The organism is Pseudoalteromonas sp. A3 (assembly GCF_025942345.1).
GTDB lineage: Bacteria > Pseudomonadota > Gammaproteobacteria > Enterobacterales > Alteromonadaceae > Pseudoalteromonas > Pseudoalteromonas atlantica.
Genome location: NZ_JAPCKL010000003.1, coordinates 418863 through 439549 on the forward strand (window position 1 = coordinate 418863; position 20687 = coordinate 439549).

The 20687-nt window shown below is 36.8% G+C and carries 19 protein-coding genes; 6 read left to right on the forward strand and 13 right to left on the reverse strand.

Features of this window, described 5'->3' with window-relative positions; translation table 11 throughout:
- Positions 1-885 precede the first annotated feature (885 nt).
- The 10 genes from rfbD to wecA (OIZ54_RS08020) form a co-directional block, all read right to left on the reverse strand.
- Positions 886-1794 (reverse strand): dTDP-4-dehydrorhamnose reductase, encoded by a 909-nt coding sequence (gene rfbD / locus OIZ54_RS07975; RefSeq protein WP_264390126.1) that lies wholly within the window; start codon positions 1792-1794, stop codon positions 886-888.
- Positions 1795-1815: 21 nt separating this feature from the next.
- On the reverse strand, positions 1816-2361 hold the full coding sequence (rfbC, locus tag OIZ54_RS07980; RefSeq protein ID WP_264390127.1) for a dTDP-4-dehydrorhamnose 3,5-epimerase: 546 nt from the start codon (positions 2359-2361) through the stop codon (positions 1816-1818).
- 12 nt (positions 2362-2373) lie between these two features.
- Positions 2374-3285 carry a glucose-1-phosphate thymidylyltransferase RfbA gene (gene rfbA / locus OIZ54_RS07985; protein ID WP_264390128.1) on the reverse strand — a complete coding sequence of 304 codons (912 nt, stop codon included), beginning with the start codon at positions 3283-3285 and terminating at the stop codon, positions 2374-2376.
- 65 nt (positions 3286-3350) lie between these two features.
- Entirely contained in the window at positions 3351-4826 is a 1476-nt protein-coding gene (locus tag OIZ54_RS07990; protein ID WP_248451572.1) for a lipopolysaccharide biosynthesis protein, read from the reverse strand.
- 2 nt (positions 4827-4828) lie between these two features.
- Positions 4829-5479, reverse strand: a complete 651-nt coding sequence (locus tag OIZ54_RS07995; protein ID WP_248451573.1) for an ABC transporter ATP-binding protein — start codon at positions 5477-5479, stop codon at positions 4829-4831.
- Positions 5480-5497: 18 nt separating this feature from the next.
- Entirely contained in the window at positions 5498-6283 is a 786-nt protein-coding gene (locus OIZ54_RS08000; RefSeq protein WP_264390129.1) for an ABC transporter permease, read from the reverse strand.
- Positions 6284-6286: 3 nt separating this feature from the next.
- Complete coding sequence (locus OIZ54_RS08005) at positions 6287-7906, reverse strand: polysaccharide biosynthesis/export family protein (RefSeq protein ID WP_413680478.1); 1620 nt, start codon at positions 7904-7906, stop codon at positions 6287-6289.
- Between the two features lie 74 nt (positions 7907-7980).
- Entirely contained in the window at positions 7981-8370 is a 390-nt protein-coding gene (locus OIZ54_RS08010; protein WP_248443205.1) for a hypothetical protein, read from the reverse strand.
- A gap of 45 nt (positions 8371-8415) precedes the next feature.
- A complete protein-coding gene (wecA, locus tag OIZ54_RS08015; protein WP_096739041.1) occupies positions 8416-9453 on the reverse strand; it encodes a UDP-N-acetylglucosamine--undecaprenyl-phosphate N-acetylglucosaminephosphotransferase in 1038 nt (345 codons plus the stop codon).
- A gap of 136 nt (positions 9454-9589) precedes the next feature.
- Positions 9590-10645 carry a UDP-N-acetylglucosamine--undecaprenyl-phosphate N-acetylglucosaminephosphotransferase gene (wecA, locus tag OIZ54_RS08020; RefSeq protein ID WP_096739040.1) on the reverse strand — a complete coding sequence of 352 codons (1056 nt, stop codon included), beginning with the start codon at positions 10643-10645 and terminating at the stop codon, positions 9590-9592.
- Between the two features lie 525 nt (positions 10646-11170).
- Between wecA (OIZ54_RS08020) and OIZ54_RS08025 the strand changes: the two genes are divergently transcribed.
- The 6 genes from OIZ54_RS08025 to OIZ54_RS08050 are packed head-to-tail and all read left to right on the forward strand — an operon-like array spanning position 11171 to position 16902.
- Positions 11171-12076 carry a Wzz/FepE/Etk N-terminal domain-containing protein gene (locus tag OIZ54_RS08025; protein ID WP_264390131.1) on the forward strand — a complete coding sequence of 302 codons (906 nt, stop codon included), beginning with the start codon at positions 11171-11173 and terminating at the stop codon, positions 12074-12076.
- On the forward strand, positions 12076-12906 hold the full coding sequence (locus tag OIZ54_RS08030) for a glycosyltransferase (protein WP_264390132.1): 831 nt from the start codon (positions 12076-12078) through the stop codon (positions 12904-12906). Before OIZ54_RS08025 ends, OIZ54_RS08030 begins: the two co-directional genes overlap by 1 nt.
- Positions 12907-12914: 8 nt before the next feature.
- A complete protein-coding gene (locus tag OIZ54_RS08035; protein ID WP_264390133.1) occupies positions 12915-13964 on the forward strand; it encodes a glycosyltransferase in 1050 nt (349 codons plus the stop codon).
- Positions 13961-14686 (forward strand): WecB/TagA/CpsF family glycosyltransferase, encoded by a 726-nt coding sequence (locus tag OIZ54_RS08040; RefSeq protein WP_096739036.1) that lies wholly within the window; start codon positions 13961-13963, stop codon positions 14684-14686. The genes OIZ54_RS08035 and OIZ54_RS08040 overlap by 4 nt, the downstream gene beginning before the upstream one ends.
- Positions 14673-15974, forward strand: coding sequence for a hypothetical protein (locus OIZ54_RS08045; RefSeq protein WP_264390134.1), 1302 nt, complete (start codon positions 14673-14675; stop codon positions 15972-15974). Before OIZ54_RS08040 ends, OIZ54_RS08045 begins: the two co-directional genes overlap by 14 nt.
- A 19-nt stretch (positions 15975-15993) precedes the next feature.
- The gene (locus tag OIZ54_RS08050; protein ID WP_264390135.1) at positions 15994-16902 is read left to right on the forward strand and encodes a beta-1,6-N-acetylglucosaminyltransferase; all 909 of its coding nucleotides are present in this window, start codon (positions 15994-15996) and stop codon (positions 16900-16902) included.
- Positions 16903-16918: 16 nt separating this feature from the next.
- Here the strand turns inward: OIZ54_RS08050 and OIZ54_RS08055 are convergent, their stop codons facing one another.
- Genes OIZ54_RS08055 through wcaK form a run of 3 tightly spaced genes read right to left on the reverse strand, consistent with a single transcriptional unit; the run spans position 16919 to position 20680 of the window.
- Positions 16919-18214, reverse strand: a complete 1296-nt coding sequence (locus OIZ54_RS08055; protein ID WP_264390136.1) for an oligosaccharide flippase family protein — start codon at positions 18212-18214, stop codon at positions 16919-16921.
- The gene (locus OIZ54_RS08060; RefSeq protein ID WP_264390137.1) at positions 18204-19436 is read right to left on the reverse strand and encodes a glycosyltransferase; all 1233 of its coding nucleotides are present in this window, start codon (positions 19434-19436) and stop codon (positions 18204-18206) included. The genes OIZ54_RS08055 and OIZ54_RS08060 overlap by 11 nt, the downstream gene beginning before the upstream one ends.
- The gene (wcaK, locus tag OIZ54_RS08065) at positions 19433-20680 is read right to left on the reverse strand and encodes a colanic acid biosynthesis pyruvyl transferase WcaK (RefSeq protein ID WP_264390138.1); all 1248 of its coding nucleotides are present in this window, start codon (positions 20678-20680) and stop codon (positions 19433-19435) included. Before wcaK ends, OIZ54_RS08060 begins: the two co-directional genes overlap by 4 nt.
- Positions 20681-20687: the final 7 nt, after the last annotated feature.

Genomic DNA, 20687 nt, shown 5'->3' on the forward strand with positions numbered 1-20687 from the left:
TGAGAAGTTACTAACGCCAGCAAGCTGCGCGTCTACAAGTATCAATTACTTCTTTTTCACTTCTGTGTGTTCTCTGTGGTAATAAAATCACTTTCGTTGTTTATTTAAAAACAAATTTACCACCGAGAGCACCGAGGCGCTGCGCGCTTCACCGAGAAAGATCTTCTCCTTCTCTTCTCTGTGTTCTCTGTGGTGATAAAATCACTTTCGTTGTTTATATTTAAAAACAAATTTACCACCGAGAGCACCGAGGCGCTGCGCGCTTCACCGAGAAAGATCTTCTCCTTCTCTTCTCTGTGTTCTCTGTGGTGATAAAATCTCTTAATCACTTTGTGTGTTTAAAAACAAATTTACCACAGAGGACACCGAGGCGCTTCACCGAGAAAGATCTTCTCCTTCTCTTCTCTGTGTTCTCTGTGGTGATAAAATCACTTTTGTTGTTTATTTAAAAACAAATCTACCACCGAGGCGCTGCGCTGAGAAGTTACTAACGCCAGCAAGCTGCGCGTCTACAAGTATCAATTACTTCTTTTTCACTTCTGCGTGTTCTCTGTGGTGATAAAATCACTTTGTGTGTTTAAAACAAATCTACCACAGAGGGCACCGAGGCGCTGCGCGCTTCACCGAGAAAGATCTTCTCCTTCTCTTCTCTGTGTTCTCTGTGGTGATAAAATCTCTTAATCACTTTGTGTGTTTAAAAACAAATTTACCACCGAGAGCACCGAGGCGCTGCGCGCTTCACCGAGAAAGTTCTTCTCCTTCTCTTCTCTGTGTTCTCTGTGGTAATAAAATCTCTTTCATCGCTTATTTAAAAACAAATCTACCACCGAGAGCACAGAGGCGCCGCGCGCTACACCGATAAGCTTTTAATAACGCGTCTACGGGTTAAATTTTTAGCGCTAGTTCATCTAACATATCACTTAACTGTGAACGCCAATGTATTGTTTGCACGCCACTCAACTGTTCTGCTTGCGCTTTATTTAACACGCTAAACGCGGGGCGCTTTGCCGGTGTAGGGTAGCTAGTTGCCGGTATAGGGCGTATTGGTATTGCTTTACTTAACAGCCCCTTTTCTATAGCAAGCTCTTGTATTGCTACAGCAAAGTCAAACCATGATGCTACACCTGCATCAGTCCAATTTAAAATTGTTGTTTTATTGCTATTTAGTGTTGAATTTATACCGCTTTTTTGATTTTGTTGAGTAGCTAATGCCCATAACATATTAGCAAGCCCTGCAGCCCACGTTGGTGTACCCACTTGGTCTGCTACTATACCTAATTGCTGTTTTTGTTGCATTAAATTCAACATACTTTTGACAAAGTTCCCACCAAAAACAGAGTACACCCACGCAGTGCGCACAATTATAGCTTGGCTGCCTAATAGATTGCTCACAGCTTGCTCGCCCGCTAATTTAGATGCACCGTACACACTTAACGGGTTGGTTATGTCGCTTGCTTCGTAAGGGGTGGTTTTTGTGCCATCAAACACAAAATCGGTTGATACATGAATTAATTTAGCGCCAATGGTTTTACACACGGAAGCTAAATTAGCAGCGCCTTGCTCATTCACTAAATAGGCTTGTTCCGCATCGCTTTCGGCTTTATCTACTGCGGTATAGGCTGCTGCGTTAATAACTACATCGGGAGAGTGTGCAATTAACACCTCATTTAGTGCAGCCATATTGGTGATATCTAATGCTTTACTATCAAATAATTCAAGTTCTATATCGGCAGGGCGTAGCTTTGCAAGCTCACTGCCTAGTTGGCCATTTTTACCTGTTACTAATACTTTCATATCTTTACTAACTTAAATTTATTAAAACGTAGGCGCAGCATTAAATGCAAGGCCTGCCTCATCTTTTGCCGAAAGCTGCGGGGCTTTTCCTTTTACTAGTGGCCAGTCTATGTTAAGCGTCGGGTCATCCCATTTAACTGATACCTCGGCATTTGGGTTGTAAACGTCGGTACATTTATATACAAACTCGGCGCTTTCGCTGGTTACATAAAAGCCATGGGCAAAGCCTTCTGGCACCCATAGTTGGCGTTTGTTTTCGGCCGATAATAACACCCCAACCCACTGCCCAAAGGTAGGCGAGCTTTTACGCATATCTACCGCTACGTCAAACACTTCACCTTGGGTAACACGCACTAATTTACCTTGGGTATTTTGTGTTTGGTAGTGCAGGCCACGCAGTATGCCATGTGCCGATTTACTGTGGTTTTCTTGCACAAAGGTGCGCTCGCCACAATGCTCATTAAACAGCGATATACGAAAGGTTTCCATAAAAAAGCCGCGCTCGTCACCAAATACTTGTGGTTCTATTATTTTTACATCAGGGATTTTTGTTTCAATAAATTTCATTTTTAATGCCTATTAAAATACAGTTTGATCCAATAGCCCTAGTAAGTACTTACCATAGCCCGACTTTTTAAGCGGTTTGGCTAACTTTTTAAGCTGTTCTGCGTTTATGTAACCCATGCGGTAGGCTATTTCTTCTGGGCAATTAATTTTTAAGCCTTGGCGTTTTTCTATTGCGCGAATAAAGTTAGCGGCATCGAGCAGGTCGTCTAATGTGCCGGTATCTAGCCATGCGGTACCGCGGCCCATAATTTCTACATTTAACTCTTTTTTGGCTAGGTACTGCTCTATTACATCGGTTATTTCTAGCTCACCGCGTACCGACGGCTTTACATTTTTTGCAAATTCAACCACGCGGTTATCAAAAAAGTATAGTCCTGGCACTGCATAATTTGATTTAGGTTTAGCTGGCTTTTCTTCAATTGATATTGCTTTACCGTTTGTATCAAACTCCACTACACCATATGACTCTGGGTTAGCGACATGGTAACCAAACACCGTGGCGCCATTTTCACAGCTAGTCGCATTTTGTAACGATACCGATAAGTCGTGGCCATAAAATAAATTGTCGCCTAATACTAAGGCAGCACTGTGGCCTTGTAAAAAGTCTTCGGCTAATAAAAATGCTTGCGCTAGGCCATCGGGGCTAGGTTGCTCTACGTATTCAAAGCTAATACCCCACGCACTGCCATCGCCCAGTAGCTCTTTAAAGCGTGGCAGCTCGGTAGGGGTGGCAATAATTAAAATTTCGGTTATGCCAGCAACCATTAAGGTGGATACGGGGTAAAAAATCATTGGCTTATCGTATACAGGCATTAACTGTTTACTTACCACTTTTGTAAGTGGGTATAAGCGCGTGCCAGAGCCCCCCGCTAAAATTATACCTTTGCGAGACGATTTTTGTTTTGGAGCAGTTATTATATTCATAATGTATCCGATTTATTTACTTTGTGTTTAAGTTTTTGTTAAGCCTACTCCCTTTTAGCTTAACGTTATCTGAGCTCTTTTACTGTTGCTAAAATTATTTTACCAATACCAAAAAGCATAAGCTGTAATACTGCAAACAGTAAAATATTGTATAGCGTTTTTGGGTATTGATTATCTTGCGGTAGTGTCGGTGCCTCTACCACTATTAGGTATTTTAATTGGCGGTACGCCTCTATACGCGCTTTATCAAGCGATACCTCTGATGCTGTATAGCCTTTTATAGCCAGCTCAAGCTCTATTTTTAAATCCGAAAACTGCGCTAATACTTCGCTTACTGCAGTATCGTTTGTATTTAAAGGTTTAGCTGTTGCTGAATTACTACCTGTACCTTGCTGTTGCGAAAGTCTTTCTCGCTCAAGCTCTAATTGTATTTTTAATGCGCTAAGCTCGGCCTCTAGCATAACCACTTGAGGTGCTTTTTCGGTCATGGTTGAGCGCAGCCCTTTTAGTTGTGCACTTTTAGTGGCTATTTCGCTTTCTAACCCATACGTAATTTGCTGTAATGCTGCGCCTTCTGCCTCAGGGTCTAGTAAGTTGTTTTTTTGCTGAAAGGCTAAAATTTTACTTTGTGCGTTACGTAGGCGCTGCTCTACTTTAGTATGTTCTGTTTTTATAAATTTAAGCTGCGCATCTGCCAATTGGTGGCCTATAGAATTTATGTACCACTCTGCACGGTTTACTATGGTTTGCGTTAATTGCTTTGCATACTCTGGTGTAAAACCCTGCACCAGTATTTTAATTACACCTGAATCTTCGTCAATTTCAATTGTGGTGTGCTCTTGGTAATATTTAAGTAAATCTTCAATACTTGCACTAGCACTTAATCGTGAAAAAATATCACCGCCTTCGTAATAGTGCTGCTTTATATTACTGTGGGCTTGTAAGTAGTTAAGCATGTCTTCTGAATGAATGTATGCTTTGGCTATTTCGGTATCGGCAGTCGAGCTAGAAGCAACCCCTAAACCACTTAGTATCGCCATAGAAGGGTCCATGGTTGCCATGCCATCAGGTTGCTGAATAATAAGCTGCGCTCTGCTTTCATACCGTGGTGCAGCCCACACAAGCTGATAAAACGCAAATAATATAAATGGCACTAACAATAGTACAAACCATGGTTGAGTGTATGTTTTAAAGTGTGGTTTTTTGCTTAACTCTGCATAAAAACTTTGTGCTTTTATAATATGTTTATTCTTATATAAATTATCAGCACTATTTTTTTCTGTAGATGAGCTTGTTTGTGTTTGCTTTGCCTTATTTGCTATTTTTGCTGAAAGGCGCTCAAGTTCTTTATTTATTTTCTCGCTTTGGGGTTTTAAGTTGCGGGCTCGTTGCATAATTCGGCGAGCTAAATATATGTCGTTTGGCTCTACTTGTTTAGCAAGGCCAATTAATTTTTCGCCATCATCCCAAATAGCTTTATCGGTTTTTAAACCAATATCTTGAAAACGTTGTTCTATTTTATCTACCGCTTGTTGACTCATAATTATAATGCCTGGTAATGAGCAATTCCTTGCTCTAAATCGTTGTAAAAAGTGAGTTCGCCTTTATGGAGCACAATCGCACTGTCGCAAAAATGCCTTAATTCGTCCATTTCGTGGCTTACCATAATAACATTAGCGCTTTTACTTTTTTGGGTAAGCGCTTGGCGTGTTTTGTTTCTAAAATTAGCATCACCTACCGATGTAACCTCATCAATTAGGTATACGTCAAAGTCGATACCTATTGAACATGCAAATGCTAAGCGGGGTTTCATACCACTTGAGTACGTATTTACAGGTAGGTCAAATTTAGGGCCTAGCTCGGCAAATTGGCGCACCCTGCGAACATATAGGTCTAAATCGGCCACACCGTTGATCATGCCAATAAACCGAGCGTTCTCAGCGCCACTCATTTGCGGGTGTATCCCTGTTGTAAGTGCTACCGGCCACGAAAGGTGTAAGTCGGTAATAATTTCGCCTTTATTGGGGTATTCGCTACCGGCTAACATTTTAAATAGTGTTGATTTACCCGCACCGTTTGAGCCTAAAATAGCAATATTGTGGCCACTGGGTATTTCAAAGGTTACGTTTTTAAAAATGTACTGGTTACCCAAAGATGAGGGGTAATACTTAGTTACATTACTTAGCTTAATCATTATTTAGCCTTATGTCCGTCATCGGCTAATTGCCTGCTTCCACGACACATGGTAGGTCGCTAATGCAAAAAATAGTAAAACTAACGCTGATGAAAACAAGTAAAACTCGCTAACGCCATCGGTAGGGTATGTTTTATACGCGGCATGGCGCGAAAGCTCTATTGCGTGCAACATAGGGTTCCAGTCTAAATAGGGCCAATATTCTTTGGGTATATCCTGCATCGAGAAAAACACTGCAGAAATAAAGAATAACGGCCTTACTAACACACTTTGCACCTTACCTAACTCAGGGATATAGCATTTACCTACAGCAAATAAAAGCCCTAGAGATATTCCAATTACCCATACAGAAAATGCGTTAAATAATAAAAACAAAGGGTCGCTAATTTTGAAATCCATACCTAAAAAATACATAAGCAAAATTATTAAAGTAAACACGACCAATTTAATTAATAAATAAAAGCTCGCCGTCGCTAAAACACTACTAATAGGCTGTACTTGCCTAAAAGCAAATAGCGCTTTGTTTTTTTTAATTGAGTTAGATGTATTCATTAACGTATCTAAAAAAAGCTGAATTAGCAGCATTCCATACATCATAAACTCAAAGGTAGGCACTGTGTGCGAATCGCTCCCTGCAATCATTCCACGTATGTACGATAGTAAAAAAATAAAACTTAAAGGCTCAAATACAGCCCATGCAAGCCCAAACTTATCATTAAAACCAGTGCGTATTTCGCGTACAAACAGGGCAAATATAACATCGCGCCATATTGCCCAGTTATTACGTTTTATAATAGTGGTCATTGGTTAGGTAGCCACATTTGCAGCTATCGCAATTTGATAAATAATTTGGGTAATATCTTTAACCGATTGCATTAGCTTAGTATCTACTTTAGGGAGCACTAAAATTTGGTCGCCCGCTTTTAGTGGTCCTGTGGCATCAAGGTCTATCATGCCATTAGGGTGAATTACCATTATTTGTTCATAGTTGGCTCGCTCGCTGTAGCCACCGGCCCACGCAACATAATCTTTAATTGTAGCTTGCTCGTTATAAACTAATGACTGTGGCATTAGTACCTCACCACTTACATGTACTAAATCGGTTTTTGCAGGTATATGAATAATATCCCCTTGCTCTAAGCGAACATTAGCCACTTTGCCACCATCAGAAATAACAACTTTACCTAATGGCACAGCTTTACGCGCTCGCTCGGTAAATTCTAAAATCATTCGACCTTCTTCGGCTCTAATTTTAGCTTCGCCGTCTGATGAAGCTGGTGCTGTAAATACACTTCGCTCTAGCCTATCTAACGATTGCTCTATCATTTCTTTTTGTTTAGCCGCTACACTTTTACGCTGGATATAAATGGCTTGATAATCAGCAAGGTCTTTATCAATTTCGATATTAGCTAGGAGGTCATGAAGACGTGTTTCTTTTTTAACAGCAAAGTACGACGGCCCTAAATAGCTGCCTGCGACTTGTATATCTAAAACTTGAGCACGTATGTCGTCATTAAATATAAGTTTATCACCATCTTTTAGCGTAAAGTGTTTAAATTCACCGTATGGCAAGTACACAGAAAAAGGCCCGTCGTTTCTATCCCCTGAAATTGCTACGTGGCTTACTTTAGCCATAGGTAGTGCAAACTCAGCTAATTGTTCGCCAGTTGCTTGGCTGCCCTTAAATTCAAACCTAAATGGAGCTCGTACACTCCCTGATACAACTACGGTTGCTTTTTGACGCTCTACTAAAATTACGTCACGGTCTTTAAAATTAAATTTGGGGAGGTAACCTTTTAAAATAAAGTCATATAGGTCAATATTTTGGATTACTTTATTGTCTCGTAATACTTTTATGCTGCGGTAACTACCGCGTTCAGAGTCTATACCACCTGCGCGTTTGAGGTAATAAAGTATGCTATCTGAGGCGATACCGGCATATTGCCCTGGGCGAGCAACACTACCGCTTATATAAACGCTAACCGGTGTAGCGGTAAGCAAGTTTACGTAAATCTCAACGCTCTTTTTATATACTTGCTTAATTTTTTTTGTCACGTAGCTATTTAACTGGCTGGCTTTAACGTCTGCTACATATACTGGGCCAATGTTAGTGATAAACAAATTACCCTGATTATCTACAGTAATAACCTCTGATTGGTTAATTGCACCCCATAACCATATTGATACTTTATCTCCTGGTGCTATCGTATAGTCGTCATTTAGACCATCTTGGCGTTCGCTTTCATAACCCCCAGCAAATAAGTTTGCACCGTAAGGTGGCGGTAAACCAGCCTCTGCAGAAGGTAGCAATTGCGAAGCTGACATTTCGCCCGGTAACATAGTCCCTGCGCGAGGCTGCGAATTGTAGGTGCCGTTTTCTAATTGGTTTAACGAAACTTTTTCAGCAGCATATGCAATATTTGTCACTTGTAAGCTTATAGCTAACAAGACCAACGCATAGATTGATTTTAAATTATGGATAAAAGTGTTCATAGCAGCCGTTAAACTCCAAAGCTAATTTGGTTATTTTTATTTTCGATAACTTGCGGGGTCATAGACCATTGCTGAGTTTTTTCGTTTTTGCATACTGTTCGACGCTCTTTTTTTACTTTGTTGTTTTCATCACTTAAATATATTATGCGGCACTGCGTGCCTAAAGCAGATGTATATTTTTTTCCTAAGAGCATCATTGTCCCATTGTAAATACTAACATATCCTTGTGGGCGGCCTTGAACTGCTTTATCTAGCTCACTAGGCAATGCATCTACTTTATTAGACTCTATAGGTTTATCAATAAGGGCAACTGAAGCTTTTATAACTGGAGGAGACGAAGTACAACCTAGTGTAAATAATAGAGGTGTAAGCAACGCAATTAAACTTTTATGTTTCATTTTATAATTCATAACCTTACGTATTAGAAAATTAGCAAACTAATGCTAACTATTTTTAAGCTCAATTTTATTCCATACACGCTGTGTTATAGCAGCATAACAGATAAATAAAATAATAAATGTGACTAGCATAATCCATTCAGGCACTAGAAATATATCAGCAGCACACCCTAGCACAGCCAGTAACGAGGCAAAACTAGAAATACAAATAAGTGCTGACGTACGACTATACCCTGCAGCTTCAAATAAATGATGTAAGTGCTGACGATCTGCAGAAAAAGCGGAGTTTCCAGATTTTAACCTGCGTATTATCACAGTAGCCATATCTAAAATAGGCACCCCCATTATATAGAGAGCGGTTACAGGCTTGAATGCAGGAGTTTCTAAGTTGACGCTTAATACCATTAACCACACCAATGATAAACCAATGAGCATGTTACCTGAGTCACCCATAAATATTTTTGAAAAAGACTTATGTAGCTTTAAGTTAAACATTAAATACGCAAGTAATGAGGCTATAAATAAAGTGGGGAGTAAAAACCAGTCATTTGCTACCCTATTTAAAAAAAATGCTATAGCAGCAAAAGCAATTAAGCTAAGCGCACCCGCAAGCCCATCGATTCCATCCATCATATTTATTGCATTAATGCCGGCAATAATCGCGACTATGGTTACAATAATTCCAAGTGTTCCAAGCTTAATTTCGAAATCACCTAAAAGATAACCAAGGCTATTTAAGTGCATTTCTGTTCCAAATATCATTAAAGAAGCAACAATAACTTGCGCAACTAACCTCGTTTTTACAGATAAGTCGTAACGATCATCCAGAACCCCTAAAAATAAAACTAAGGCTGCGGCGACTAAATATATATTTAAATTTCGGCTTTGCTCAATAAATAATACTGATGCAAGCATGATAGATAAATATATTGCTATACCACCTACTAAAGGTATGTGCCCTTCATGTACTTTGCGTGCGCATGGGTAATCAACTAGGCCTGTTTTTATAGCGATAGGATTTACAATCTTTATTGCTAAAAAAGATAATATAAAAGATATTGTTAGAGGTAACCAAAAGTCCATATTTAGGCCATTGAAACTGTTTAATCTGTATAAGTTAAATGTATATGCGCTTAAACAACTTTTATAGGGTTTGCATTAACCTACTAAAAAAGCCTTCGATAGAGCGTATGCTAAGCCCGTTAAACTGTAAACTCAATTAAATTTGCTTTGTAGTAAAACGCCTAACAAAAGTAAGTACCTTCCAGATGTGTAATATAGTAACACTGTAAATTAAGAATAAAATAATAAACCCAAAAAACATTACAAACTCGGGTACATTAAGTAATTCAGCTACCACACCTACGCCTGAAAAAAGTACACTTAAAGTAAATATAATTATCAAAGCTGAACGTGAGCTAAACCCAGCCCGAAGAAATATATGGTGAAGGTGATCTCTATCAGCATGAAATGGCGATCTCCCCTTTTTTATACGCCTCACAATAAGTGCGGCCATATCCATTAATGGTATAGCGACTATCCATAAGGCAGTAACAGGTCTAAAGCTTGCCGATTGTCCTTGAGTGTTGGTCACTAGTAACCATACAACCGTAAAACCTATAAACATACTACCAGCGTCTCCCATAAAAATTTTTCGATAACGGGTTCCACAAAAGCCTAGGTTAAAAATTAAATATGGAATTAATGCAACTACAATTAACACGGTAAATAGGTTTTCTTTTTGGTTTAGCAGTAACAAAAGTGCAATTGCACCTAAAGTGTTTATGGCCATAGCCCCTAAGAGACCGTCTATCCCATCAACCATGTTAAAAGCGTTTATCAAACCAATCACAGCTAAGTAAGTAAAAAAGATGCCAAAATAGCCTAACTGCACATCACCAAAATAAAAAATATCACCAAGTTCTACAATATAATTATCTATTGCTATTATCATGAACGTTGCCACAATAATTTGGAAAACAACTCTAAATTTCACGCTTAATTCGTGTTTATCATCCATCACACCAAGCAAAACCATTAAACCAGACGCACATAAATAGCTCGTTAGTTCTTGATTAAAAGGCAGCCAGATACTGCATGACATAGCAACACTTGCAAAAACAGCGACTCCACCAATAAGCGGTACATGTCCATCATGGTGTTTACGCTCATTTGGTTTGTCGACAAGATTATACTTAACTGCAAATGGTCTAAATAATTTAATGGAGCAAAGCGACAGAACAAATGATGAAATAATAGCTAAAATAAATTCCATACGCCCTCCTATGCTGTGTAATGTCTTAATGATAATTTATTAGTACTCATGAAAACCCATTTTTATTGTTACGCGCAATCTTAAGCGATTTATAGTATTTTTCTATAAATATGTGACTACTAACTTATGGCGCTTTTAAATGCGGATAAACCAATTGATATGAATATTATCAACAGATTCCTTCCCTTAAGCTTAAAGCATCCTGCTTTAAATTAACCCTAACCACTACTGCGTATCTAAACTTAACGCACCCATAAAATGAGTGGAGTTAAATTCTACTTTAAATCAAATAGTCGGAGATTCTAACATAGCTTTTTTTGTAAATCACAACTGTTTACACTGAGCTTGCAATTTACGAAAGCTTTTTAACTAAAGTCATACATTGAGTAGCTATTACGTTTTAATATCTCTTTTTACCCTACGTGTATTTACTAAGCGCACATTTGAGCTATGGCAACCTAAATAAACTTAGGTATAATCCCTCCACTAAAATTAAGTACGTCACTAATTAAGCAGGGAAAAATAATGGGCAATGCTGATAAAGCTTTAGAGAGCTTACCGCCTCCAGAACTGAGTGAAATAATAAGCTCTATATGGTCTTTTAAACTTTATATCTTTGCAATTTGCTTTGTCTGTGCAGTTATCTCTTTTTTTGTAGCCATAAATACTCCCAATACCTACAGAGCTGAAACATTACTAGCCCCAACACAGTTGCTTCAAGGGCAAAGCTCACAAATGGACTCACAGCTTGGAGGCCTTGCTTCTCTTGCTGGTTTAGGTAACTTAACAGATGACGATTTTAAAACAGAAGTTGCACAAGCAAAAATGTTAACCAAAGAGTTTGTATATGCGTTTATAAAAAAATACGACCTACTTGCACCTCTTGTTGCCGCTAAGAGCTGGAATAAAGAAGAGCAGTCATTTACATACGATTCAGAAATATACGACACTAACAACGCAAGCTTTTTGCTTCCAAAAAATACAAACCCATATTGGCTTGCCTTTAAAAAGTTTGAAAGCAACCTGCTAATAGATACAGAAAAAAATGGATTGGTGAGAATCTCTTATGAGCATATTTCCCCTGTACTCGCGCAACAAATTGTGACCAATTTAGTTAAAGATATAAACGCACAAATGCAAAGTTATGATATAGAACAAGCAGATAAAAGCATACATTACCTCAACGAAAAACTAACACAAACTCGTATTGCGGATATGGAAGCGGTTTTTTATAGGCTAATAGAAGAACAAACTAAAACAAAAATGTTAACCGAAATAAAAAGTGAGTATATATTTACTACTTTGGATCCGGCTATTATTCCTGAAGAAAAGGCTGGTCCTAAACGTGCTTTCATTATTATAGTAAGCATTTTTTTAGGTGGTATTTTTGGAAGTTTTATAGCCCTAATTCGCTTTTATAAGGCTCGCTAATGCAAGCCCCTTTAATAACAGTTTATATGCCAACGCATAATAGGCTTAACAACCTAAAACGTGCTGTACAAAGCGTGCTTAGTCAGTCTTACTCTCAGTGGGAGCTTATTATAGTCAACGATGGTTCATCTGACGGAACCTTTGACTACTTAAATGAGTTAGCGCTCACTGACCCACGCATTATTGTTTTTCATCATGAAACAGCCCTTGGGGCCTGCGCTGCTCGTAACAAAGCAATTAACACAGCCTCTGGTGAATTTATAACAGGCCTTGATGACGACGACGCATTCACATATGACAGGCTTTCCTATTTTATGGATAACTGGTCTGATTCATACACCTCGTTATGTACTCCTGTAACCGTATGTAAAAGCAACTCAAAAGTTGAGCACAATTTCTTTATAGGCGAACTTACCTTAAACGATATCCTTGTAGTGAATAAAGTAGGCAATCAATTGTTTTGCAAAACTGAAAACCTTAAAAGTATTTGTGGGTTTGATACTAAGTTTAAAGCATGGCAAGATTACGACACGTGGATTAGATTTTTCAAACATTATGGCACCGGCCTAAAACTACCTAAATCCACCTATCTACAATATGAAGAACAATGTGATACAAGTATAACGCGCTCTCCAAACAGGCTTACAGGATTTAAGCAGTTCTTAAATAAACACTCACTATTAATGGACAATAAGCAACTAAACGCCATGAAATGTTGGGAAGCAATTATATGTGGCAATTGGGTGTCGCTTAGTTTGCTAATAAATTCACATAAAGATATTTATAAGTATGCACTGCTTCACAATATGAAAAAATTACTGGGACGTTAGGTGTTAACATGCACATTTTTTTTGTTTTTGAAGACTTTTGCTTAGGTGGTGTAGAAAGGGTAACCGAGCAGCTTATAACCGGTTTGCAATCAATTCATAACTGTAATATTACGATTGTGTGCGAACAAAAAAGTGGCGAATTAACGGCTCGTTTTAAAGAACTAGCGCCAATTTACGAATTGGGTAATAAAAATAAATTTATAAATTTTCGCCAAATATCGCTCGACTTAAGCCCCGATTTAGTTGTATTCACTAAAGGCGGGCTATCTAAATATGGATTATTTATATCTAAAAAAATAAAAAAAATAGCCATACAGCATACACCTATTAATCTTCCTCAAGAGAGCAGATTTAAAAATGTCGTTAGGCGCTTAGGTGCCACATTCCTATACTCCCAGCTGGACGCTGTAGTTTGTGTATCAAAAGGTATTTTAACAAACTTAGTAAAACTAAATGTTGTATCAAAAAATAATGTGCATTGTATTTACAACCCTGTACTAGATGAGTCAATTAAACAATTAGCAAACAAAGAAGTTAAATACAGTGATTACTTTGTGTGTGTTGGTAGATTACATCATCAAAAAGGTTACGATTTACTTGTTGATGCGATTGGCAAGGCTAAGCAAACAAACCACGTAATAAAAGTCGTAATTATTGGCGATGGTCCTGAGCATAAAAATTTAAAAAAACTGATAAGCGATAAAAGTTTAAGTGACAATATAATTCTTCATGGTTCAACAAATAACCCATATAAATATATTGCCAACGCAAAGGCAATATTACTGACCTCACGATGGGAAGGCTTACCCACTGTTTTAGTCGAGGCCGCTTATCTAAATACACCAATAATAACGTTTGATTGCCGATATGGCCCTAAAGAGCTGACTAACAATGGTAAAAATGGCTATTTAGTCGACTTTTTAGATACAGATCAACTTGTAAAAGAAATAATCACTGTAAACGAAAAAAGAAACCTAATGCCCTCTCCTGCCGTGGATGATTTTTTATTACCTGCAGCCACACAATACTATTACACATTATTCAAATCACTATTATGAACGAACAGCTTAATAATAAAATACACTCTGGCGATCGCTTTATTGATATTCAAAACAGTGCATTTGAATCAAAAAATTCAACTGTCATTTCGTTTCTCAATCCCTTTTCGTATTACGAAGTAGTTAAAGAAGAAAGTTTAATTAATGACGTTGATATTTATTTTTCTGATGGCGCTTTGCTATGCATTCTTCACAACTTATTTTTACCCAAAATAACCAGGGCAAGCTTTGACTACAGCTCAATTGCGGAGCCTTTCTTACAGTATGTAGCAACAAAAAATAAACGCATTGCAATTATAGGTGCCACTACTGACGAAAATACGCTGGCCGTTATTAACCTAAAAAAGCAGTTCCCTAACTTGAATGTTGTGTACCAGCGAGATGGATATATCAATGACCCTGATAAGACAATTAATGAGCTTAATTTGCTAAAGCCTGATGTTGTGTTAGTCGGTATGGGTACTCCATATCAGGAACATTTTTCTATAAAGGTAAAACATCAACTGATTAAATCTGCTGTTATTATTACTTGCGGCGGTTTTTTAACGCAAACATCTATAAAACCCGATTACTATCACCCTTTAGTGAAAAAGCTTGGGTTAAGATGGCTACAACGTATGGTATTGCACAAGCATGTGCGCGACAGAGTATTAAAAAAATACCCTAAATTTACAATAAGCTATTTATATAAAATGATTGGGTTTAAGTTTGCAAAAAAATAATGTTCCTCTAAACACTGCACAATGGCTAGTGCTATCGACATTATTTGTTTTATGTTACTGGCCTACGTACTTTATCCCTACGATTGATGCAGCTGTGATGCAAAAATCATATTTTGTAGTGATGCTTGCTTATTTAACATTAATTGTTTTTGCAACTAGAATCAAAGTTAGCATACCTAATGTTGCGTTTGTATACTGCCTCCCGCTTTTTGCGATGTTGATAAGCTTTCCTTTTGCTATTAGAAATTTTTCAGCTTTTCATTTTTCTGTCCTAATTAAGCCGATTTTATTATTTTCATACGTTATATTTTTCTATTCTTTACTTGTAGAAAACTTCAATATTATCAATAGTATAAAAATAAAAAAAGCTTTAACCACTATTTTTATTATTCAATTAATAGTTATCTTATTACAAATAGTATTTGGTGATATTGCAGCATTGAAAATACTGAGCTTCAAGGACGTTTATAGTGGGTTTGGCTTTAGAGCACCTGGTACATTCGATTGGGTTTATATTACCTGTTATTTCTTAAGCTTTTTTATAGCTGTTTATATTATTGAGTTCTTTTTTGGTAGTAATAAAAAAGCTGCGGCTTTATATATTATTTTAGCCTTTCTTGCGATTTTTTTATCACAATCAAAAACCGGTTATTTAGCAACTGTAATTACTGCATTATATTTTACATTTTTTTCTATAATTTTAAGGCTGGGGATAGCTAAAAAAATTATGCTTAGTATGGTTATTCTTCTTACTTCATTTATATTTTTAATAGTCTATTTTGGAGTGAACCTTGATTACATAACAAGGTTTATTGATCTATTACAACAAGGTCATTTAGATGGCTCAACATCAACTCGCAAAGGACAAACCTTACTTGCCCTAAACGAAGGCTTTAAACATTGGTATAGCGGCTCACCAATGTCTCTTAAGGGCGTTATTATTGAGAATAGTTATCTAGATTATTTATTTCGCTATGGACTGCTTGGCTTAATCGCCTTTACTTCAATGCTATTTATTTTTTATTGTTATTCACTAATGGTTTGCATGAAGTGTAAAAAACTTTACGATAGAGAATTAGCTAGTTTTGAGCTATTTCAATTAAGTGTTGCTTGTCATATTAGTTTTTTTTCAGCAACGCTTTACTCATTTACAGGCACACCTGTAGATGCATACCGCTCTGCTTTATGGTCTAGTTTTCTTATCGCGCTTGTTGCTTTTATAAATAGACTAAATAAAAAACACCTCAAAACGCTACATAATAAAACGATAGCAAATAATAAATTTTAATGAAAACCATAGGTCATACATGAATTGTATAGCAATTACGGCACACCAAATAAGCTCCTCATTAGAATACACAGTATTAAAAGCGTCAAAAAATCCAAAAAACATCATTTTGATACATGTAGATAAAAAATCTAATATTGAACCATTTTTACACTTAAAATCTAAAAATGTTATTTTTATAGAAAAAAGAATAGAGGTGTCTTGGGGGGATGTATCGCAGATTGATGCCACTCTCGAACTTATTAAAGCCTCTTTAGAGTACCAATATCAATATTTTCATTTAATATCTGGTGACGATATATTAATCTCACAAAAAAGGTTAGATACATTGCCAAGTAATGGAAAGTATGAATATATTGCCTTTCAGGAAAGCCGCACTTCGCCTATAAACCCAGATCTTAGGGTGTTGTTTAATTATCCTTCTTTATGTTTTAAAAAAAATAACTCTTTTATTGAGAAAGTTTGTAAAAAAGTAATTTTTCCATACATTAATATACGTTTTAAATTAAGGCTGTACAGTAAACTCGACATTCAACTTTACAAGGGCACTAACTGGTTTAGCTTAACCAAAGGCTGCATTGAGATGATAAATAGCTTTGTTGCTCGCAATCCTCACTACAAGCTCAAATTTGCGCGTTCCTTATGTGCTGATGAAGTCTTTTTTCACTCTATAATTTATAATAGTGAGTTTAAAAATAACATTTATAAACATCCTAAATCTTTAAATATTGGTAGTATCGCGGAGCATGCACTGCGTTATGTAGATTGGAAAAGTGGTCCTGACTACCCGAGAACGCTGCAAAAAGAAGATTTTCAAAGGGTAAAAAATAGCGAAATGCTTTTTTCGAGAAAAATATCGAGCTCAATTTCATTAAACGAGCTTCGCTATTTTGATATTGAGTCTGACACTATAAACGACAGCATTTAAGCTGTCGTTTGTCGCTCTATAGCAAAGTGTAAAAAAAATATACAGACACATATAATCCCAAATTAGCACATAATATTAAAAAGAAACTTCTTTTCGATATGCTTTGGTTATAACGACCAAAATAGAAAAAAGATCCTATAGTTAAAGAGACTTGCAACCCAGCAACGCCTAACGCAAATTGATTTATATTGTTAAGTTGTGCGATAAAAAATAATGAAGTTACGCTTATAAAAGCAGATATCATACTCCATTTAAATTCAATTTTAGTATTACCCTTTGCTTGCGCTATTACGCCAAATAAACTACCAAAAGGTGCCACCAAACCAAGTATAAGTAATATGCACAATACGGGTAATGATTTTTCGTATTCATGAAAGAAAAAGCTTACTAAAACAAGTAACCCAACCACATAGAGTAAGTATAGGGTAGAGTTTAATATTAATAATGTTCTAGCCGAACCATTTAGTACCTTATAAAATTCTCTCTGGTTATCTTGAAATAGTGCAAGCTTTGGATAAAGCATTCTAGCAATTAATGTACGAATAAATTTAACTGGCTGCATTATGAGCTCTTTCGCAAAAGAGTAAAGGCCTAAGATTTCGACCCCCATCACCTTTCCTATAATTAACTGATCTAGCTGTGTACGCACTTGACTGACAATTTGTGAGCCCATTTGATAACTTCCGAATTCAAGCGCTGGCTTAATTATTTTTAGGTCTAATGTAAATGTTGGGTGCCATGTTTTTTCTGCATTGATTATAAAAATAATATAACGTGTAAAATTCATTATAAGATACGAATAAAGGTATGGAAAAATACTGGGTACACCTAATTTTATTAAGATGAATGTAGAAATTAGCATGCCAAATTTAACAAAAATATCAATTTTTGCTAAAACAACGTTTTTTTCACTTTTGATAAAATTGGCTTGATATTGCGCCGATATAGCCAATAAAATGAAATTAAAGGCCATAATATACATGCTTTTTGCTATATCATTGGACTCATAAAAGTTTTCAGCTGGCGAAGCCAGTAGCAAAATAACTATGCTCGCTAAGCCACCTAAAGCACAATTTGTAAAATACAGAGTAGAACTTTCTGCTCGGGTTAAATGCTGCTTATATATAAAGTAATTAGATAACCCCATATCTTGCACTAAAAATGCAATTGCTAAAAACACATTTACAATGGCTAATACACCAATTGCTTCTGGGCTTGTGTAATACGCTAGCATTGAAAATATTAAAAACTGCACACCTCCTGCTACCCCTGAAGATAAAAATAACCAAGCTCCCTGCTTTTTATTGCTCATTAACCTTTTCCAATATCCCTATAAACTCTTTGTAAAGTTTGGTTTGTTCAAAAGAAGCATCAATCCGTTCCTTGGCTTCTTTACGTATTTCTTCGATATTTATTTCATCATTTACTATTTTTAAAGCCACTTTAGCTATTTCTTCGGCATTACGCTCTGGTACTAAAAAGCCACTTTTCGAGTCAGTTATTAATTCTGGTATACCACTATGGTAAGTAGATACAGCAATTAGCCCCATGGCCATAGCTTCCATTAAGGACACTGGGATGCCTTCCATATCTCCTGACTTTGCTGTTATTGATGGCAATAAAAATACATCTGACTCATTAAGTAGATCTGAGACTTTATTTTGCGGCTGAAAGCCTAATAATTTTACATTTTTTAATGCTAATTTAGCTATTTTATTTTCAATATCACTTTTTAATTCGCCGCCACCAATAATATTGTATTCAAACTCAATTCCTTGGTTTTGCAATATAGCCATTGCATCTAGCGCGTATGTAAGCCCTTTTTTTTCTGTAAAGCGAGCGACGGTGATAATTTTAAGCTTTTTAGATAAAGGCTTATCAAAACTCCTACACTTAAACTGCTTACTATCTATCCCCATGCGATTGACTTTTATTTTATTCTCAGGACAGCCTAGCTCTTCTAGCCTACTCCTCCAGAGGTCACTAATAGGAACCATAAGTTCGCCGGTCATAAAGAGTTTTTTGTAGTCATCTTTAAATATTTTTAATATGGAATGAACAGAAATATCCGAACCATGGAAGATCGTTACAAGTTTACCCTTTAATAAATTTAGCTCTCTTAATTTGTTAGCTACTACGCCTGCGGTTCCAAAATGAGCAACAAAGATATCAGCTTCAAATACCTTGCTATTTCGAGTAACTATACTAGGTAATAATAGTGACTGACTGTGGAGCCCAAAACGATTAATATTTAATGCTTTTAATTTATTTTTTATGTTTAGTGGCTTAATTGTATTTAATATACGTTTAGCTCTAATATTAATCGCGCTATCTTGTGTTAATTCGCTTGTTAAGTAAGTCGTTTTTTCTATTAGTGAGTAATCTATTACAGATTGGTGGCACTGCGCTATATTACCCTTGCGAGTAGCAATAATATTGACTTCATTTCCAAGTTTGATCAGCCCAATGATCTGATTAATAACAAATGTTTCTGAGGGTTCTGGAAATTGGTTCAAAAAGAACGTGATTTTCATTTTTTTCCGCTGATATTATTCAATGTATTTTGTACCATCATCCTTACTTTTTGCCTTTCATGTTCAACCTGAACATTCATTTTTACTTTAACTTGCTCAATGTTGTTTAGTACTTCCTTTGCAGTGGTTAATAAATTACCATCAAATAAGGTACTAATATCTTTTGAAAGCTCGGGCATTTCCAGCTGCGCCATAATGCCTTTAGATTTGTGCTCGTAATTTATCGCAATTGCAGGCGTGCCAAAGTTCATTGAAATAATGGCGCTGTGTAGGCGAGTACCAATCGTTAAGATACAGTGGCTTAAAAAAGAGCCTAATTCGATGTCATTTAGCTCGTCCATTATGACATGGCAATGCTCAATTTCCGTAACTAATCTTTGGACTTTTAAAGCGACCATTCTATCGTCTCGATGATAACCTCCAATCCCAGTACACGTTGAACAAAGCACTACTTGATAGCCATCAGCTATGAGCTCATTAATGGCAAATGCAAAACGAGCTTCGTACTCTTGCTGAGTAACACCTAAGCGCTTGTCGAAAGGCGCCAGCTTTCTAAGTGTTATAGCAACGGTAGGTCTACCAGTAACTAATTTAGTAAGATGTGGCTTTAAAGTAAGTACGTTATTAGGCACCGTCCATGCTGTATCAGCGCCGCTAGTTACTTTTGAAGTACTAATGGATGCGCTATGCATATAATCAAGGCTTAAACTCTCTCTTAACGCTAGTGAGTCAATTGATGAAAAAACTTGATTTGCTAGAGCAGAATATTTTTTGCTATCGAATGGGCCAACTGAGTGCCCAAGCATAAATAGTTTTTTATTAGCAATTAAAGCACACAAAGCATGCTCGAACTGAGCAGGGCCATATAAATCAACGAAGAAAGACCCCCCTACTTGTATAACAGCGTCGTAATCTTTTAAACTCTCTATATATTGCTGAATATGCTCTGGTAACTTACTTATATTATTTGCTTTAAGTTTTTTAGCTAGACTGTACCCTAAAAACCGTTGACTGATTTTTTTCCATAAACGCTCTTTAAAAGAGCCACCAGATGAGTGGTACTCATCAAGTGGGTCTGGGTGCAGGGTTTCATTTAGTAAGTAACTTGAACTAATAGGAAAGCGACTGTAAATATCTAGCTTTATATCTGGATGTTGTAACTTTAATTCGGCAATTAAACCTCTTAAAATTGCACCATCGCCTCTATTCCCACACGTATGGTTACCTACTAATAATAACTTCATTTATATA

Bases quoted from the DNA above. Each gene is read 5' to 3' on its own strand.
- rfbD (WP_264390126.1), bottom strand. From the start codon at position 1,794: ATGAAAGTATTAGTAACAGGTAAAAATGGCCAACTAGGCAGTGAGCTT.
- rfbC (WP_264390127.1), bottom strand. From the start codon at position 2,361: ATGAAATTTATTGAAACAAAAATCCCTGATGTAAAAATAATAGAACCA.
- rfbA (WP_264390128.1), bottom strand. From the start codon at position 3,285: ATGAATATAATAACTGCTCCAAAACAAAAATCGTCTCGCAAAGGTATA.
- OIZ54_RS07990 (WP_248451572.1), bottom strand. From the start codon at position 4,826: ATGAGTCAACAAGCGGTAGATAAAATAGAACAACGTTTTCAAGATATT.
- OIZ54_RS07995 (WP_248451573.1), bottom strand. From the start codon at position 5,479: ATGATTAAGCTAAGTAATGTAACTAAGTATTACCCCTCATCTTTGGGT.
- OIZ54_RS08000 (WP_264390129.1), bottom strand. From the start codon at position 6,283: ATGACCACTATTATAAAACGTAATAACTGGGCAATATGGCGCGATGTT.
- OIZ54_RS08010 (WP_248443205.1), bottom strand. From the start codon at position 8,370: ATGAAACATAAAAGTTTAATTGCGTTGCTTACACCTCTATTATTTACA.
- wecA (WP_096739041.1), bottom strand. From the start codon at position 9,453: ATGGACTTTTGGTTACCTCTAACAATATCTTTTATATTATCTTTTTTA.
- wecA (WP_096739040.1), bottom strand. From the start codon at position 10,645: ATGGAATTTATTTTAGCTATTATTTCATCATTTGTTCTGTCGCTTTGC.
- OIZ54_RS08025 (WP_264390131.1), top strand. From the start codon at position 11,171: ATGGGCAATGCTGATAAAGCTTTAGAGAGCTTACCGCCTCCAGAACTG.
- OIZ54_RS08030 (WP_264390132.1), top strand. From the start codon at position 12,076: ATGCAAGCCCCTTTAATAACAGTTTATATGCCAACGCATAATAGGCTT.
- OIZ54_RS08035 (WP_264390133.1), top strand. From the start codon at position 12,915: ATGCACATTTTTTTTGTTTTTGAAGACTTTTGCTTAGGTGGTGTAGAA.
- OIZ54_RS08040 (WP_096739036.1), top strand. From the start codon at position 13,961: ATGAACGAACAGCTTAATAATAAAATACACTCTGGCGATCGCTTTATT.
- OIZ54_RS08050 (WP_264390135.1), top strand. From the start codon at position 15,994: ATGAATTGTATAGCAATTACGGCACACCAAATAAGCTCCTCATTAGAA.
- OIZ54_RS08055 (WP_264390136.1), bottom strand. From the start codon at position 18,214: ATGAGCAATAAAAAGCAGGGAGCTTGGTTATTTTTATCTTCAGGGGTA.
- OIZ54_RS08060 (WP_264390137.1), bottom strand. From the start codon at position 19,436: ATGAAAATCACGTTCTTTTTGAACCAATTTCCAGAACCCTCAGAAACA.
- wcaK (WP_264390138.1), bottom strand. From the start codon at position 20,680: ATGAAGTTATTATTAGTAGGTAACCATACGTGTGGGAATAGAGGCGAT.